The organism is Micromonospora sp. RTP1Z1, from assembly GCF_033804685.1.
Lineage (GTDB): Bacteria > Actinomycetota > Actinomycetes > Mycobacteriales > Micromonosporaceae > Micromonospora.
In genome coordinates this window covers 1-16,494 of record NZ_JAPFQV010000067.1, presented here as the reverse complement: position 1 = coordinate 16,494, position 16,494 = coordinate 1, and the positions used below count along the sequence as shown (strand labels likewise).

General features: G+C 72.9%; 12 protein-coding genes and 1 pseudogene. 8 read left to right on the top strand and 5 right to left on the bottom strand.

Features of this window, described 5'->3' with window-relative positions; genetic code table 11:
• Positions 1–189: 189 nt before the first annotated feature.
• The 5 genes and pseudogenes from mtrA to hpf all read left to right on the top strand — a co-directional run bounded on the left by mtrA (position 190) and on the right by hpf (position 6,078).
• Entirely contained in the window at positions 190–879 is a 690-nt protein-coding gene (gene mtrA, locus SLP03_RS26250) for an MtrAB system response regulator MtrA (protein ID WP_319463306.1), read from the top strand.
• A gap of 12 nt (positions 880–891) precedes the next feature.
• A complete protein-coding gene (gene mtrB, locus SLP03_RS26245) occupies positions 892–2,646 on the top strand; it encodes an MtrAB system histidine kinase MtrB (protein WP_413644748.1) in 1,755 nt (584 codons plus the stop codon).
• Positions 2,643–4,466: an LpqB family beta-propeller domain-containing protein gene (locus SLP03_RS26240; protein WP_319463304.1), complete on the top strand. Its 1,824-nt coding sequence runs from the start codon at positions 2,643–2,645 to the stop codon at positions 4,464–4,466. The genes mtrB and SLP03_RS26240 overlap by 4 nt, the downstream gene beginning before the upstream one ends.
• Before the next feature lie 7 nt (positions 4,467–4,473).
• Positions 4,474–5,181, top strand: a pseudogene (locus SLP03_RS26235) (ComF family protein).
• Between the two features lie 249 nt (positions 5,182–5,430).
• Positions 5,431–6,078 carry a ribosome hibernation-promoting factor, HPF/YfiA family gene (gene hpf / locus SLP03_RS26230; RefSeq protein WP_319463303.1) on the top strand — a complete coding sequence of 216 codons (648 nt, stop codon included), beginning with the start codon at positions 5,431–5,433 and terminating at the stop codon, positions 6,076–6,078.
• Between the two features lie 74 nt (positions 6,079–6,152).
• Here the strand turns inward: hpf and SLP03_RS26225 are convergent, their stop codons facing one another.
• Both SLP03_RS26225 and SLP03_RS26220 read right to left on the bottom strand, forming a co-directional pair.
• Complete coding sequence (locus tag SLP03_RS26225; protein ID WP_319463302.1) at positions 6,153–7,286, bottom strand: GNAT family N-acetyltransferase; 1,134 nt, start codon at positions 7,284–7,286, stop codon at positions 6,153–6,155.
• On the bottom strand, positions 7,283–8,449 hold the full coding sequence (locus SLP03_RS26220) for a GNAT family N-acetyltransferase (RefSeq protein ID WP_319463301.1): 1,167 nt from the start codon (positions 8,447–8,449) through the stop codon (positions 7,283–7,285). Before SLP03_RS26220 ends, SLP03_RS26225 begins: the two co-directional genes overlap by 4 nt.
• A gap of 160 nt (positions 8,450–8,609) precedes the next feature.
• Between SLP03_RS26220 and secA the strand changes: the two genes are divergently transcribed.
• Positions 8,610–11,531: a preprotein translocase subunit SecA gene (gene secA / locus SLP03_RS26215; RefSeq protein WP_319463300.1), complete on the top strand. Its 2,922-nt coding sequence runs from the start codon at positions 8,610–8,612 to the stop codon at positions 11,529–11,531.
• Positions 11,532–11,648: 117 nt separating this feature from the next.
• Here the strand turns inward: secA and SLP03_RS26210 are convergent, their stop codons facing one another.
• Together SLP03_RS26210 and SLP03_RS26205 are read right to left on the bottom strand one after the other, a co-directional pair.
• Positions 11,649–12,242, bottom strand: a complete 594-nt coding sequence (locus tag SLP03_RS26210) for an Rv3235 family protein (protein WP_319463299.1) — start codon at positions 12,240–12,242, stop codon at positions 11,649–11,651.
• 87 nt (positions 12,243–12,329) lie between these two features.
• On the bottom strand, positions 12,330–12,557 hold the full coding sequence (locus SLP03_RS26205; RefSeq protein ID WP_319463298.1) for a helix-turn-helix domain-containing protein: 228 nt from the start codon (positions 12,555–12,557) through the stop codon (positions 12,330–12,332).
• 215 nt (positions 12,558–12,772) lie between these two features.
• Between SLP03_RS26205 and SLP03_RS26200 the strand changes: the two genes are divergently transcribed.
• Positions 12,773–13,282, top strand: coding sequence for a DUF6912 family protein (locus SLP03_RS26200; protein WP_319463297.1), 510 nt, complete (start codon positions 12,773–12,775; stop codon positions 13,280–13,282).
• Positions 13,283–13,320: 38 nt separating this feature from the next.
• Here the strand turns inward: SLP03_RS26200 and SLP03_RS26195 are convergent, their stop codons facing one another.
• Positions 13,321–14,352 (bottom strand): hypothetical protein, encoded by a 1,032-nt coding sequence (locus SLP03_RS26195; RefSeq protein ID WP_319463296.1) that lies wholly within the window; start codon positions 14,350–14,352, stop codon positions 13,321–13,323.
• 504 nt (positions 14,353–14,856) lie between these two features.
• Here SLP03_RS26195 and pruA point away from each other — a divergent pair.
• Positions 14,857–16,485 (top strand): L-glutamate gamma-semialdehyde dehydrogenase, encoded by a 1,629-nt coding sequence (gene pruA, locus SLP03_RS26190; protein WP_319463295.1) that lies wholly within the window; start codon positions 14,857–14,859, stop codon positions 16,483–16,485.
• Positions 16,486–16,494: the final 9 nt, after the last annotated feature.

Genomic DNA, 16,494 nt, shown 5'->3' with positions numbered 1-16,494 from the left:
TGGCGGGCGGCGGCACACCCGGGGGATCATGGTTGCACGGCCGGTCCTCGGCCGGTGGACCCGTACGCCGGGCGGCGCGCCACGCGCGTCCGGTGTCCCGCCAGCTGTGGTGCGCGGTGTCCCGCCGCAGTACGGTGCCGTGGTAACGCCCAACCCTCCGAACCGAACGGGGATGGAACGATAAACCCCATGAGAGCCCGGGTACTGGTGGTCGACGACGACCCCGCGCTCGCCGAGATGCTCGGCATCGTCCTGCGCAGCGAGGGCTTCGTGCCCTCCTTCGTCGCCGACGGGGAACGGGCATTGGCCGCGTTCCGTGACACCCGGCCCGACATCGTCCTGCTCGACCTGATGCTGCCCGGAATGAGCGGAATCGACGTGGCGCGGGCGATCCGGACCGAGTCCGGCGTACCGATCGTGATGCTGACCGCCAAGAGCGACACCGTGGACGTGGTGCTCGGGCTGGAGTCCGGGGCCGACGACTACGTGGTCAAGCCGTTCAAGCCCAAGGAGCTGGTGGCCCGGATGCGGGCCCGGCTGCGCCGGGGTGAAGACGTCGCACCGGAGCTGCTCACCATCGGGCCGCCCGACAACCAGATCTCCATCGACGTGCCGGCGCACACGGTCAGCCGGGACGGCGAGGAGGTGAAGCTGACCCCGCTGGAGTTCGACCTGCTGGTCGCGCTGGCTCGCAAGCCGCGTCAGGTCTTCACCCGTGAGGTGCTCCTGGAGCAGGTCTGGGGCTACCGGCACGCCGCGGACACCCGCCTGGTCAACGTGCACGTGCAGCGCCTGCGCGCCAAGATCGAGCCGGATCCGGAGCGGCCGGAAATCATCCTCACCGTTCGGGGCGTGGGCTACAAGGCGGGTACCGGATAGCCTGGTCGCACTGTGGTGACCTCCCCGCCCCCCGACTCGCCGACCACCGCGTCCCGCCGGCTCCAGGCCGCGCGGGCGCTCTGGCGTGCCCTCGCCGCCTGGTCGGCCGGGCTCGTCGCCGGCCTGCACCAGACCTGGCGGCGATCGTTGCAGGTCCGGGTGGTGACCATCACCCTGGTCGCCTCCAGCCTGCTGGTCGGCGGGTTCGCGTACCTGATCGCCGACAAGATCACCAGCATCCTGCTGGAGAACGCGGAGACCGACGTCCTGCTGCGGCTGCGCAACGGCAGCGACTACGCCTCGAAGCAGTTCGGCCTCTACAGCCAGCCGCAGGAGGCCCAGCTCCAGGACACCATCGACGGCACGGTCAACTACCTGGCCGGCGGTGATCCGGCGCAGACCAGCGGGGTTGTGGTCGCCATCACCGCGGACAGGTACACCGGGATCATCGAGCCGCGCACCTCGCCGGACGCCCAGGTCCGCCCGCTGATCAGCCGGGAGTTGCGGGCCTCCGTCGCCGCCGGCCAAATCGCCCACCAGATCCGCACCGGCGAGCTGGCTGGCGAGCGCACCAAGTACCTGGTGTACGGCTCCCCGGTGCCGACCCGGTTCGGCCAGCTGGAGCTCTACTACCTCGTGCCGCTGGCCCGCCAGGACGCCACCGCCGCCGACGCCCGGGCCACCGTGGTCGCCACCGGCGTCGCCCTGGTGCTCCTGCTGGGCCTGCTCGCCGCCCTGGTCACCCGGCTGGTGGTGACCCCGGTGCGGGTGGCCGCCCGGACGGCCCAACGGCTCTCCGCCGGCCTGCTCGACCAGCGGATGGTGGTCAACGGGGAGGACGACCTGGCCCTGCTCGCCGCCTCGTTCAACCAGATGGCGACCAACCTGCAACGGCAGATCCTCCGGTTGGAGGAGATGTCCCGGTTGCAGCGCCGGTTCACCTCCGACGTCTCGCACGAGCTGCGTACGCCGTTGACCACGGTCCGGATGGCCGCCGACCTGATCTTCGCCGAGCGGGACGAGTTCGATCCGGCCGTGGCCCGCAGCGCCGAGCTGCTCCAGGCCGAGCTGGACCGGTTCGAGGAGCTCCTCACCGACCTCCTGGAGATCAGCCGGTTCGACGCCGGCTTCGCGATGCTGGACTCGGAGCCGACCGACCTGGTGCCGGTGGTGCACCGGGTGTCCGACCGGCTCGCGGGCCTGGCCGAGCGGGTGGGGGTGACCATCGAGCTGGATGTGCCGGCCGCCCCGGTGATCGCCGAGGTGGACCCGCGCCGGGTCGAACGGGTGCTGCGCAACCTGGTCGGCAACGCGGTCGAGCACGGCGAGGCCAAGCCGGTGCTGATCACCCTCGGCATGGACGAGAACGCGGTGGCGATCACCGTCCGGGACCACGGCGTCGGGCTCAAGCCGGGCGAGGAGAAGCTGGTCTTCAACCGGTTCTGGCGGGCCGACCCGTCGCGGGCCCGGCAGACCGGCGGGACCGGGCTCGGGCTGTCGATCAGCCTGGAGGATGCCCGGCTGCACGGCGGCTGGCTGGAGGCGTGGGGCGCGCCGGGGCAGGGCGCCCAGTTCCGGCTGACCCTGCCGGCCCGGGCCGGTGACCGGCTGACCACCTCGCCGCTGCGGCTGGTGCCGGCCGACGCCACGCTGCCTTTCGGCGGTCCCCGGGACGGCGGCCTGCTGGCCATCGGCCCGGGCAGCGCCGGCGCGCTGGCCATCGGACCGACCGCAGCCGGTGACGACCGGGCGGAGGTGTCGTCGTGAGGCGGCGGCTGCTGGCCGCCCTGCTCGGTGGCGCGCTCCTCACCGCCGGGCTGACCGGCTGCGGCATCCCGGCCAATTCGGACGTCCAGGTGGACGGCGCGGGGCCGGCGGCGGGGGCCGGCTCGACCAACGGCGGCGGATCCCAGCCGGTCACCCAGGCGGCGACCGACGACCCGAAGGAGTTCGTCCGCAACTACCTGGCCGCGGCGGCGGGGGAGCGGGAGCAGGCGGACTACCGGGTCAAGCAGTTCATCGCGCCCGAGGCGAAGAGCCGGCTCCGCAAGAAGCAGAGCAGTGAGATCGCGCTGACCGTGGTCCGGCTGCGGGAGAGTCCCGAGGCGAGGTCGAACAGCGACGGCAGCTACGACGTCACCGTCAGGGTGCAGCAGGTCGGCGTGCTCCGGGCCGACGGCTGGCTCGCGCCGCCGGCGGCCCCTGAGACGGAGTACCGGTTCAAGTTGCGGCCGGCCGGTAGCGGTCAGCCAGGGCTGGTCCTCACCGACCTGCCGAACGTGCTGCTGCTCAGCGACGAGGCGCTGCACAGCTACTACGTCGAGCACACCATCTACTTCTGGAACTCGGACCAGACCCAGCTGGTGCCCGACCAGCGCTACCTGCCCTCCGCGGTGCCCGCCGAACGGCGGGTCACCGAGGTCGTCAAGTGGCTCGCCGGCGGCCCCTCCGACTGGCTAGCCCAGGGGGTCACCCGGCTGCCGGACGGCACGGCCCCGATCAACAACGCCACCGGCTCGGACGAGCGCTGGGAGATCAACCTGGCCATGCCGGGCGCCAACGAGCCCCGGCTGGCCCGGCTCGCCACCCAGCTCGCCTGGTCGCTGTCGGAACTCAGCGGCCAGCTGGATCTGAAGATCCAGAACCAGAACCGGCTCACGGTCGACCTCAAGCAGGAACGCCTGGACAATCCGGCGTACCCGACGATCGGGAGCCCGGAGCGGTACAGCCTCTACGACGGCGCGATCCACCCGCTCTCCTTCGCCGGCGAGTCGAGCGGCACCGTGCCGGTGGCCGCCGCCGCGAACAAGGGCATCGTCTCGGCGGCGCTCAGCCGCTCGCAGCACGACATCCTCGCCGCGCTGGTGGTCACCCGGGCGGACCGGAAGCAGCGGCTGATGGTCGGTTCCGGGCCGGACCAGGTCACGACGTTCAACGGCACCGGCTGGTACGCCTCGGTGGGCCGCCCGACCTGGCTCCGCTCGCTCGACCCGCAGCACCGGTACGGCCTGGTGGTGGTCGACAAGCGGCTCTACCGCTTCGACGACCTGGCCGGCCTGAAACTGATCCCGCTGCCGGGCCCGGTCACCGCGGTGGCCGCCTCGCTCGACGGGCACCGGATCGCGCTGATCGTGGACGGCGCCCTCTACGTCGCCGCGGTGAGCCTCGACGGCGGCGTGGTCTCCGTCGGCCAGCCCCGCCGACTGGTCACCCGGCTCACCGGCCTCACCGCCGTCGACTGGTACGCCGAGAACCAGCTGGTCTTCGCGGGTTCGGAGCTGCGCTCGGAGGGGCGGCCCGAAAGGTCGATCTACCAGACCACCGTCGACGGCGCGCTCGACACCCCGCTCAAGCGGGACGTCGGCGCCCCGGTCACCCACCTGGCGGCCTATCCGGCCCACCTGGCGGCCTATCCGGGCGGCCCGGCCGGGGGGCTGCCCACCGGCTCGTACATGTACGAGGCCAACCGGGTGGCCTACCGGAACAACCCGCCCGACACCATCAAACGGGACCAGGTCCTGGACGTGGCGCCGCCCGCGGCGGGGGCCAAGGCGTCCAACCCGACCGTCCCCTTCTTCCTCTACTGAGCCGCCGGTGCGGGACCTGGGCGGGCTCTGGTCGGACCTGACCGACCTGGTGCTGCCGGCCGGGTGCGCCGGCTGCGGGGCGCGGGCCCCGGGCACGCGGCAGGGCTTCTGCCCCGGCTGCGTCCAGGAGTTGGCATCGTTGCGTCCCGCCCCGGCGCGTCCCACCCCGGCCCCGCCCGACCTGCCGCCCTGCGTGGCCCTCGGCCCGTAGGGGGCGCTGCGGGAGGGGCTGCTCGCGTACAAGGAGCGGGGCCGGCACGGGTTGGCCCGGCCGCTGGGCGCGCTGCTGGCCGAGGTGGTGGCCGCGGCGGTGGACCGGCCCCGGCCGGTGGCACTGGTGCCGGTGCCGGACACCGCGCCGGCGGCCCGGGCCCGGTACGGCGACCACCTCGACCGGTTGGCCGGCCACGCGGCGGCCCGGCTGCGCGGGGCCGGCTGGCCGGTGCGGGTGCTCCGACCGCTGCGGGCGCTGCCCCGACCGGATTCGGTCGCCCTGGACAGCGCGGGTCGGGCCGCGGCGGCGGATTCGGCGTTCCGGCTGCGCCGGCTCGGCGCCCCGCCGTCGGTCGGCGGGGACACCGCGGTGGTGGTGCTCGACGACATCGTCACCACCGGGGTCACCCTGGCGGCGGCGAGTCGGGTCTTGCGCACGGCGGGAATGAGGCCAAACGTCGCTGCGGTGCTCGCCGCAACGCAAAAACGACGCCATTGGTGACGCTTCGTGTTTCCGTTTCACCCCTTGGTGTACGAGCTGTGAAATTTCCTGGGCGGTCTCGACAACGAGGGGTGACGGCCGCTCGAACAGGAGTTAGCGTTTTCCTGTCGAGGGTAGGAGGTTTATCCACCCGCCCCCGGCGGTGAGAGGAGGCGTAGGCGCACTGAACCGGTCGACGCCGAACGGGGATCTCCCAGGCGTCTCGACCAGGTAACGGAACCGAACGACCGTCCGAACAAGGGAGGTCACGTGGACATCGTGGTCAAGGGCCGTAACGTCGAAGTGCCGGATCATTACCGGGTGCACGTAGCCGAGAAACTCGCGAAGATCGAACGCTACGACCACAAGCTCATTCGGGTTGACGTGGAGTTGTTCCACGAGCGCAATCCGCGCCAGGCCGATCATTGCCAGCGGGTGGAAATCACCTGCGTCTCACGTGGTCCGGTGATCCGGGCCGAGGCCTGCACGCATGATTTCTACAGCGCGCTGGACGCGGCCATCGCCAAGCTGGACACCCGGTTCCGCCGGGCGGCCGACCGGCGCCGGGTCCACCGGGGGCGGCACGCGCCGCTCTCCGTCGCCGCCGCCACCGCGGACCTGCCAGTCGCCGGCCTCGGCGAACCCGTGCCCACTGCGCTCGCCGACGGCGCCCGGACGGCCACCGCGGTCGCCGAACGACCCGAGGACAGCTACGAGGAGTACGACGACGACCAGCCGTGGCACATCGCGCGGGAGAAGGTGCACCCTGCCGAGCCGATGACCGTCGACGACGCCCTGTTCCAGATGGAACTGGTCGGCCACGACTTCTACCTGTTCCAGGACAAGGAGTCCGGTCGGCCGAGCCTCGTCTACCGCCGGCGGGCCTACGACTACGGGATCATCTCACTCGAGGCCTGACCCCTGACCACCCCTCACACACCGGCCGTGCAGCCGTGGTGGGCGACCACCACGGCTCCACGTCGTCGCCGGCCTCAGTCGGCCGGCGGCAGGTCGGTGGCGAGCAGGCCGTACAGGGCGGAGTCGACGCGGGTGCCGTCCGGGCCGGGGAGCCGGCCGCGGGTCAGCCCCTCCCGGCGGAAGCCGACCTTCTCCAGCACCCGCTGGGAGGCGACGTTCTCCGGCCGGGTGCCGGCCCAGAGCCGGGCCAGCCCGATGCCGAACGCCCAGCCGGCGAGGAGGCCCGCCGCGCGGGTGGCCAGTCCCCGCCCGCGGGCCTCCGGCAGCAGGCTGTAGCCGAGCATGGCCTGGCCGGTGGCCGGTTCGCCGTAGATCAGCGCACAACCGCCGGCCATCGCGCCGGTCGCCGCGTCCAGCACGGCGAAGTCGGCCGATCCGCCGGCCAGCCAGTCGCTCTCCGCCCGTCGGCAGCGGCGCTCGATGGCCGCCCGGGTGGGCGGCACCGGTGGCACCCGGCTCGCCACCACCTCGGGCCGGGTGTGCAGCCGGTACATCGCGTCCACGTCGTCCGGGCCCAGCCGGCGCAGGGTCACCACGCCGTCGGTGAGCCGGCCGTCGGGCAGGTCGGGCAGGAGCCGGGCGACCGGTCCGGGCGGGTCGTCGGCGAGGCGTACCCAGGCGACCAGGTCGTGCCAGCCACCGCTGCGGACCGGGCTCGCGGACCGGCGTACCCCCTCGTGCCGGAAGCCGGCGGCCAGGGCGACCCGCTGGCTGGCGGTGTTCTCCGGGTGGGTGAGCAGCTCCAGCCGGGCGGTCCCGGCGGCGAAGGCGTGCCCGGCCATGGCGCGGGCGGCGGCGGTCGCCACCCCGCGACCCCGCGCCCACGGCGCCACCCAGTAGCCGATCTCCGCCTGCGCGCGGTAGGGCACCACCTGGCTCAGGCCGACGCCGCCGAGCAGTCGGTCCGTGGCGGGATCCGCGATCGCGTACGCGCAGCCGCCCGTGGTCCAGGCCGCCGGCGCGCCCTCGGTGACCCACCAGCGGGCGGTCTCCTCGGTGTACGGGTCGGGCATGCCGGAGATGAACCGCTGGGTCAACGGATCGGCGCAGGCGACCGCGGTGTCCGCCACGTCGTCGAGGCGGAACAGTCGCAGCCGGACCCCGTGGGCGTCGATCAGCCGCGGGGTCGTGCCGGCTTCTCCCGTCACGTGAGGTCCTCGGCGAGCAGGGCGGCGACCCAGGCGTCGCCCCTGCCCTCCCGGTCGGGCAGCACGCCACGGGCGGTGCCTTCGAAGGCGAAGCCGGCCTTCTCGGCGACCCGGTGGGAGGCGGTGTTGCCGGCCAGCGCCCGCCACTCGATCCGGGCCAGGCCCAGCGCGGCGAAGCCCCATGCGGTCAGGGCGCCCACCGCCGCGGGCATGTAGCCCCGGCCGCGCGCGTGCGGGGCGGTCATGAAGCCGACGTCACCGTTCAGCGGGTCGGCGGGCGAGATCCGCAGGTCGATGGAGCCGACGTAGCGGTCGTCGGCGTCGGCGATGGCGTAGTAGACGCCGGTGCCCCGGGCCCAGGCGGCTTCGGCGAAGTCCCGCAGGAAGCCCTCGGCGTGCGAGCGCTGGTACGGGTGGGGGACCGTGGTCCAGCGGATGGTGTCCTCGTCGCGGCAGGTGGTCACCACGGCGTCGAGGTCCCGTTCCTCCATCGGGCGCAGCCGCAGCTCGATGGCGCCGACGGTGGCGAAGAGGACGGGCTGCGGCCGGCCGAAGACGGCGGCCCGGCGGGCCTGGAGGGTGTCCGGGCCGATCGGGGTGGGCTCGCCCGGCGCGGCCAGCTCGCCGGGGAGCAGCGAGCCGATCCAGCCCTCCGCGCGACCGTCAACCGCCGGCTGGGCGAGCCGCAGCTCGCCGGAGACCTGGAAGCCGGCCCGGAGCGCGACCAGCCGGGAGGCGTGGTTGCCGATCTCGGCCTGCCAGATGATCCGGCGCAGCTTGAGCGCGTCGAACGCCCAGCGGGCGACCGCCCGGGTGGCCCGCACCGCGATGCCTCGGCCGCGCGCCCAGGGCGCGGTCCAGTAACCCACCTCGGCGGAGCCCAGGCCCCGGTCGATCGAGACGAGGCCGCAGGCGGCCAGCAGCTCGCCGGTGGCCGCGTCGCAGACCGCGAACTCCGCCCCGGTGCCCTCGGCCCAGGCGGTCGCGCTGCGCCCGGTGACGAAGCCGAGGGCGTGTTCGGGAAGGTACGGGCGCGGTACGGTGGTCCAGCGCTGGATGTCCGGATCCTGGCAGGCGCGGTGCACCGCGTCGGCGTCCTCCGCCCCCCAGGGTCGCAGCAGCAGGCCGTCCTCGGTGATCTCCACAGACTCCACCCGAGCCATCGTGCCGGATCGTTCGCGTTCGGCGTAACCCGATAACCGCCGGTCAGGGTGTGGTCCGCGAGTTATGTCGGTTTCGCCGGGCCGGACCGCCGCCACCCGTGACCATCGCCGCGGCGGAGCGCCTACGATGGTTCGAGACTGTCTAGGGGAGCGTTGATCCGTGTCGATTCTGGAAAAGGTCCTTAGCGCCGGCGAGGGCCGTATGGTGCGCCGGCTCAAGGCCATCGCCGCCGCCGTCAACTCGATCGAGGACGACTATGTCAACCTCACGGACGACGAGCTGCGCGGCCTGACCGAGCAGTACCGCGAGCGGCTCGCCGACGGTGAGACCCTCGACGACCTGCTGCCCGAGGCCTTCGCCACGGTGCGGGAGGCGTCCGCCCGGGTGCTCGGCCAGCGGCCGTACGACGTCCAGGTGATGGGCGGCGCGGCGCTGCACTTCGGCAACATCGCCGAGATGAAGACCGGTGAGGGCAAGACGCTGACCTCGGTCATGGCGGTCTACCTCAATGCGCTCTCCGGCGAGGGCGTGCACGTGGTCACGGTGAACGACTACCTGGCCCAGCGCGACGCCGCCTGGATGGGTCGGGTGCACGAGTTCCTCGGGCTGACCGTCGGCGTGGTGCTGCCCAACCGGCCGGCCAGCGAGCACCGCGCCGCGTACGAGTGCGACATCACCTACGGCACCAACAACGAGTTCGGCTTCGACTACCTGCGTGACAACATGGCCTGGTCGAAGGACGAGCTGGTGCAGCGCGGCCACAACTTCGCCGTGGTCGACGAGGTCGACTCGATCCTGATCGACGAGGCCCGGACCCCGCTGATCATCTCCGGCCCGGCCGAGCACTCGGCCCGCTGGTACTCCGAGTTCGCCGGCGTGGTGGCCCGCCTCCAGCCCGGCACGGACGGCGAGGGCGACTACGAGGTCGACTACGCCAAGCGGACCATCGCCATCAGCGAGCGCGGCGTGGCCAAGGTCGAGGACCGGCTCGGCATCGACAACCTCTACGAGTCGGTGAACACGCCCCTGGTCGGCTACCTGAACAACGCGATCAAGGCCAAGGAGCTCTACAAGCGCGACAAGGACTACATCATCAGCGACGGTGAGGTCCTGATCGTCGACGAGTTCACCGGCCGCATCCTGCACGGCCGCCGCTACAACGAGGGTATGCACCAGGCGATCGAGGCCAAGGAGGGGGTGGAGATCAAGCAGGAGAACCAGACCCTGGCCACCATCACCCTCCAGAACTACTTCCGCCTCTACGAGAAGCTCTCCGGCATGACCGGTACCGCCCAGACCGAGGCGAGCGAGTTCAACAAGGTCTACAAGGTCGGCGTCGTGACCATCCCGACGCACCGGCCGATGGTCCGCCTCGACCGGGCCGACGTCATCTACAAGACCGAGAAGGCCAAGTTCAACGCGGTCATCGAGGACATCGCCGAGCGGCACCAGGCCGGTCAGCCGGTGCTGGTCGGCACCGTCTCGGTGCAGAACTCCGAGATCCTCTCCCAGCTGCTGCGCCGCCGGGGCATCCCGCACTCCGTGCTGAACGCCAAGTTCCACGCCAAGGAGGCGGAGATCGTCGCCCAGGCCGGGCGCAAGGGCGCGGTCACGGTCGCCACCAACATGGCCGGTCGCGGTACGGACATCCTGCTCGGCGGCAACCCCGAGTTCCTCGCCGCCAACGAGGTGGGCCAGCGCGGCCTCGATCCGGTCGAGCAGTCGGAGGAGTACGCCAAGGCGATGGAGGAGGTCCTGCCGAACTGGAAGCAGGCCTGCGACGTCGAGGCGGACGAGGTCGCCGCGGCCGGTGGCCTTTACGTGCTGGGCACCGAGCGGCACGAGTCCCGGCGCATTGACAACCAGCTGCGCGGTCGGGCCGGCCGCCAGGGTGACCCGGGCGAGTCCCGCTTCTACCTCTCCCTTCAGGACGAGCTGATGAAGCGCTTCCGGGCCGGCGCGGTCGAGGCGGTGATGGAGCGCTTCAACATCCCGGAGGACGTGCCGATCGAGTCGAAGATGGTCACCCGCCAGATCAAGAACGCGCAGGCCCAGATCGAGGGCCAGAACGCCGAGATCCGGAAGAACGTCCTCAAGTACGACGAGGTGCTCAACAAGCAGCGTCAGGTCATCTACGCCGAGCGCCTCCGGGTGCTCAACGGCGAGGACCTCTCCGAGCAGGTCCGCAACATGATCGACGACGTGCTCACCGCGTACGTCTTGGGCGCGACCAGCGACGGCTACGCCGAGGACTGGGACCTGAACCAGCTCTGGTCCAGCCTCAAGCAGCTCTACCCGGTGAGTCTCACCGTCGAGGAGCTGGAGGAGGAGGTCGGCTCCCGCGCCGGCCTCGACCAGGACTTCCTCCTCGCCCGGCTCAAGGAGGACGCGCACGCCGCGTACGACCGGCGCGAGGAGACGCTCGGCGAGGAGGGCGTACGCCAGCTCGAGCGGATGGTGCTGCTGCAGGTCATCGACCGCAAGTGGCGTGAACACCTCTACGAGATGGACTACCTGCAGGAGGGCATCAACCTGCGGGCGTACGCCCAGCGCGACCCGGTGATCGAGTACCAGCGCGAGGGCTTCGACATGTTCGCCACCATGATGGACGGCATCAAGGAGGAGACGGCCGGCTTCCTCTACAACCTGGAGGTCCAGGTCGAGGAGCCCGAGCCGGAGGCCGAGGAGGTGCAGCTGCTGGAGAAGCCGGTGGAGATCCGGGCCAAGGGCCTCTCCCGCGCCCCGCAGCAGCAGGGTCTTTTGTATTCCGCGCCCACCATCGACGGTGAGGCTGGTGCCGGCGCGGTGGCCGTCGAGCCGGCCGAGGAGCAGGCGCCGGCCCTCGGTCTGGGCAACCCGCAGAAGTCGGCCCGCCCGGCCGCCCCGGCCAACCCGTCGTCGCCGCGTCGCCCGGCGGCGGCCGGCATGAGCGGCCAGGCCGTCGCGGCGAGCACCGCGCGTCGGGCGGCGCCGGGTGAGGTGGACGCCGGCGAGGCCGGCCCGTCCCGCAACGCGCCCTGCCCGTGCGGCTCCGGCCGCAAGTACAAGCGCTGCCACGGCGCGCCGAACAACGGCGCCTGAGCTACCCCGCGGTATACGACGGGCCCCGGCCGGGAACGGCCGGGGCCCGTCCGCGTCTCCACCCCCGTCGCGTCAGCCGATCAGGGGGAGCGAGTCGACCAAGCGCTCCGGGCCTGGTCAGAGGACCTGGAGGATGGTGCAGAGCCAGTTGCCGCGGCGGTGTTCCAGCCGGCGGGCGATCGCCCAGCTGTCGCCGCCGGCCCCGGTCAGCACCGCGGCCGCCTCCACCGCCCCGGCCCGTGGTTCGCAGACGCGCAGCCGGCGGAGCCCAAGGACCGGGCGGCTCGACCGGCGGCGTACCGGGGCGACGCGTCGGGCGGCGCGGGCCAGCTCCGCCGCGATCTTCGTCGCCTCGGCCGGGTCGCTGAGTGGCCGGAGCTGCCCGGGCGGCCGGTAGCCGTTGACGATCTCCAGAAAGGTGCGGACGAACCGGTGCGCCGCCCGGGTGGCCTCCGGCCTGGCGGTGGCCAGGGCGGCAGGTGGCGCGCCCGCCCGGCGCCCGGGCCCGGTGGGGGTCGGGCGGACGTCGACGTGCCGCCCGGCCGGGCGTCCGGGATCGCGTCGGCGAGGGTCGAACAGGTCGAGGGTGAGCTGGTCCGCGCCCGGGCGGAACCAGGGCTCGCCCTCGTCGGTGCAGGGCGGGTCGAGCGGTGGCGCGGGACGGAGGCGGACCGGCGGGCGCGGTGCCAGCGGGCGGCGGGTGTCGACCATCCTCAACCCCTGTTCATTACGTTTGCCTTCGTTTGCCTTCGACGGCGTCCAGTCTCCGGCAGGCAAGTGCCCGTCGTCAATGCCCCGTCACTCGGCGTCGCGGTCGGTGAGCGGGTTTCCGCGTACCCACTCGGCGGTCTCGGCGTACTTCTGCTGGATGTACTCCTCCAGCCGGGCGCGCTCGACCCGCCACTGACCCCGTCCGCCGATCTTGATAGCGGGCAGCTCTCCGCTGCGCACCATGTGGTAGACCTGCGAGTCCGACACGTTGAGTTCCGTGGCCACGTCGGACAGCAGCAGGAACCTCGGCTCCACGCGAACTCCCGGGGTTGACGTCGTTTGCCTCAGTTTGCCATCAGTGGCGTCGCGAACCCAGCGGCCTCTCCGGCGCGTCCGACCCCTGCCGGGGGGACACGCCGGCGGGGAGCTTCTCCCGGGCGGGTGCGAGGTGTATGACGGTCACGGCGTACGGCATGATCGGCGCCCGGGGCCGGCGTCCGCCGGTCCGGGCCTGAGCAGGGGAGACACCGGTGACCGACGAGCTTGTCCGGGTGTACGTGCCGGCTACCGTCCCGATGCTGTCGCGGCTGCGCGAGCAGGGACTCGCCGACGGCGAGGCGCACGCGGTGACCCCCATGCTGCGCGAGTGGTACGCCGAGGGCGACGAGGAGGAGTTGGAGTACGTCGCCTTCACCCGGGCTGCCCAGGATTCGCTGCTGCTGCTCCGGGCCGACCCGGCCGCGCCCCGCCGCCGGGTGGTGGTCTCGGTGGACCTGCCGGCCACCGCGGTCGGCCGGGTCGACGGGGAACTCGGGTCCAGCCTGGTCCGGCTGACCGGGCCGGTGCCGGTGACCGCGGTGGCCGCCCTCCACGTTGACGGCGCGGAGGCGGTGGACGCCGTGGCGGCCGCCGCCGAGGTGGTCGCCGAGGCGCAGGCCGGCGACCCGGACGCCCAGTTCGTCGTCGACGGCGCGGAGGACCACGAGCTGGAGTGGTACGACGTGACCGAGCTGGACCTGCTGCTGCGCGCGGCCTCCTGACCGCGGCCCGGGCCCGCTGACCGGCTACCGCCGGCGGTTCAGCGCGCTCCCTCGGCCGGCTCGTCCTCGTCCGGGCCGGCCGCCGGGCCGAGGGTGCGGCCGAAGGCGATGAGCGTGGTCAGCGCCCCGACGAAGAGCACCCAGATGCCGTTGTCCACCCGCGAGGTGCCGAGCGCGGTCTGCGCGACTTCGTCCGCGTCGCTGAGCGCGGCGGCCAGGTCGAGCAGCGTCCGGCCGCCGATCCGGATGATCACCTCGGTGAGCAGCAGGAGCAGCCCGGGTCCCGCCCCGGCGAGCAGGTAGGCCGGCCAGCGGGGCTGCGGTGCCGCCGGGTCCCGGCGCGCCCGGCGGCGGGACCAGGTCAGGTAGCCGAAGGCCACGAGTCCGGCGAGCAGCCCGGCCAGCAGGGACTCCGTCCGGGAGACCCACTTCGCGGCGCTGAGCACCGACTCCTGGGTGTCGCCCGCGCCGAACAGGTCGGAGAGCGGGTCCCGGGCGCGGCTGAAGGCCACCACGAAGATCAGCGCGGCCAGCGCGGCGGTCGCGATGGCCCCGACCACCCGGGCGTTGCGGGCGCCGGCCACCGCGCCGCCGATGATGGCCGCCGCCGCGGTGGTGCCCGCGATCGTGTTGGTGGTCGCGTTGTCGGCGTAGGTCAGGTTGAGCGCCACCGCGGCGGCCAGCCCGACCAGCAGGCCGGCGCCGACGGCGGCGAGGAAGCGCAGGGTGGCGCGTTCGGTGCGGCGGGCGAGCGGGTTGGTCACCGCCAGGGCGACCGCGGCGCCGGCGACCAGCGCGGCCGAGATGACGCCGGGCAGCGCGTACGCGGAGAGGCTGATCGCGGTGACGCCGGCCGCGGCCGAGTGGATCGCGGCCCGGGTGGACCAGAGCATCGCCGCCAGCCAGCCGACGGCGACCAGGGCGAGTACCACCGCGCCGGGCGCGAACGTGGCCCGTCCGGTGCCCTCGGGCGCCGCGACGGCCTCGTCGACCGGGGCGGTCTCCTCGACCGCGACGGCCGTGGGCTGGTCCGGTTCCGCGGCCGTGGAGCTGCCGGACTGGTTGCTCATCGTCTCCCCTTCGACGGACGCCGGATCGGCCGCGACGGCCGGGCAGATCACCGGCCATCCAGGGTACGCGCCGCCGAGTGTCCTCCTCCGCGCCCGCCTCCGCCCCCGGGCAGCGCCTGCCCGATGGCCGTCGGTGCCGTCCAACCGGCGGCGCCGGCCGGACGGGCGACGGCTGAGCGGGGTGCCAGGCACCTTCCGGGCGATCGGCGGCTGCCGAAGGATCGCAGGAGCACTGTCCCGCCCGCCGATGGTTCGACGCCTCTGCGGCCGTTCCGACCTACGGTCCGGTGTGCGGTGGTCCGTCCCGAAGATCGGCCGGCGGAACGGCCGACGTGGGTGGCGGAAGCCGGGGCGGGGTGGGCTGAGGGGGGTCGCATGGAAGAATCGGCCCAGGTCCCGCCGCCGCGACCGGTCCACCGCGCGGTGTCCGGGCGCCCCGGCCGTCCGGTCGGTGCCCGCGGGTCCGGTTTCGCCACCGCCGTCGAGATCGCACAGGAGCCTGTGATGGACGCCGTGTTCTCCGTACCCGAGCCGCACAACGAGCCGGTACGCACCTACGAGCCGGGCAGCGCCGACCGGGAGCGGCTCCAGCGGCGGCTCACCGAGCTGGCCGCCGAGCGGATCGACCTGCCGATGACCATCGCCGGTGAGCGGCGGATGGCCGGCGGCGCGCCGATCAACGTGGTCCAGCCGCACAAGCACGCGCACGTGCTGGGCGTCACCGGGCATGCCAACCACGAGGACGCCCGCGCCGCGGTCAAGGCCGCCAAGGACGCCGCCCCGATGTGGCGGGCGCTGCCGTTCGAGGAGCGCGCCGCGATCTTCCTGCGCGCCGCCGAGCTGCTCGCCGGCCCGTGGCGGGACACCCTCAACGCGGCCACCATGCTCGGCCAGTCGAAGACCGCCGTCCAGGCCGAGATCGACGCGGCCTGCGAGTTCATCGACTTCCTCCGGTTCAACGTGCACTTCGCCCGCCAGCTGCTGGAGGCCCAGCCGAAGTCCTCGCCGGGGGTGTGGAACCGGTTCGACCACCGCCCCCTCGAAGGCTTCGTCTACGCGGTCACCCCGTTCAACTTCACCGCGATCGCCGGCAACCTGCCCTCGGCGCCGGCCCTGGTCGGCAACACCGTGGTCTGGAAGCCGGGCCCGACCCAGCAGTTCGCCGCGCACTTCACCATGCGGCTCTTCGAGGCGGCCGGCCTGCCGCCCGGCGTGATCAACATGGTCACCGGGCGCGGCGAGGAGGTCTCCGACGTCGTGCTCGCCGACCCGGACCTGGCCGGCATCCACTTCACCGGCTCCACCAAGGTGTTCCAGCACCTGTGGCGGACCGTCGGCGAGAACATCGCCGGCTACCGGGGCTACCCCCGTCTGGTCGGCGAGACCGGCGGCAAGGACTTCGTGGTCGCGCACCCCAGCGCCGACGTGGACGCCCTGCACACCGCGCTGATCCGGGGCGCCTACGAGTACCAGGGCCAGAAGTGCTCGGCCGCCTCGCGGGCGTACGTCCCGCGCTCTCTCTGGGAGGGTGGGCTGCGCGACCGGCTGGCCGCCACCGCCGACTCGCTGACCTACGGCGACGTCACCGACTTCCGCAACTTCGGCGGCGCGGTGATCGACGACAAGGCGTTCAGCCGGCACACCGCCGCGCTGGAGCTGATCAACGACGACGACACCTGCCGCGTCCTGGCCGGCGGCACCGCCGACGACTCGGTCGGATACTTCGTCCGGCCGACGCTCTTCGAGTGCTCCGACGCCGCGCACGAGACCTTCACCACCGAGTACTTCGGGCCGATCCTCGGCGTGCACGTCTTCGACGACGCCCGCTTCGACGAGGCGGTCGCCCAGGCCGAGTCGATCGCGCCGTACGCGCTGACCGGGTCGATCTTCGCGACCGACCGCCGGGTGGTCGACGCGGTGGCCGAGAAGATGCGGTACGCGGCCGGCAACTTCTACATCAACGACAAGCCGACCGGCGCGGTGGTCGGGCAGCAGCCCTTCGGCGGCGCCCGGGCCAGCGGCACGAACGACAAGGCCGGCTCGTGGCACAACCTGGTGCGCTGGATGTCGCCGCGGACGATCAAGGAGACCTTCGTCCCGGCGACCGACCACACGTACCCGCACATGGGCTGAACCGGCGGC

Excerpts from the sequence above, each read along its gene's own strand:
- mtrA (WP_319463306.1), top strand. The coding sequence starts at position 190 with ATGAGAGCCCGGGTACTGGTGGTCGACGACGACCCCGCGCTCGCCGAG.
- SLP03_RS26220 (WP_319463301.1), bottom strand. The coding sequence starts at position 8,449 with ATGGCTCGGGTGGAGTCTGTGGAGATCACCGAGGACGGCCTGCTGCTG.
- SLP03_RS26210 (WP_319463299.1), bottom strand. The coding sequence starts at position 12,242 with ATGGTCGACACCCGCCGCCCGCTGGCACCGCGCCCGCCGGTCCGCCTC.
- SLP03_RS26195 (WP_319463296.1), bottom strand. The coding sequence starts at position 14,352 with ATGAGCAACCAGTCCGGCAGCTCCACGGCCGCGGAACCGGACCAGCCC.
- pruA (WP_319463295.1), top strand. The coding sequence starts at position 14,857 with ATGGACGCCGTGTTCTCCGTACCCGAGCCGCACAACGAGCCGGTACGC.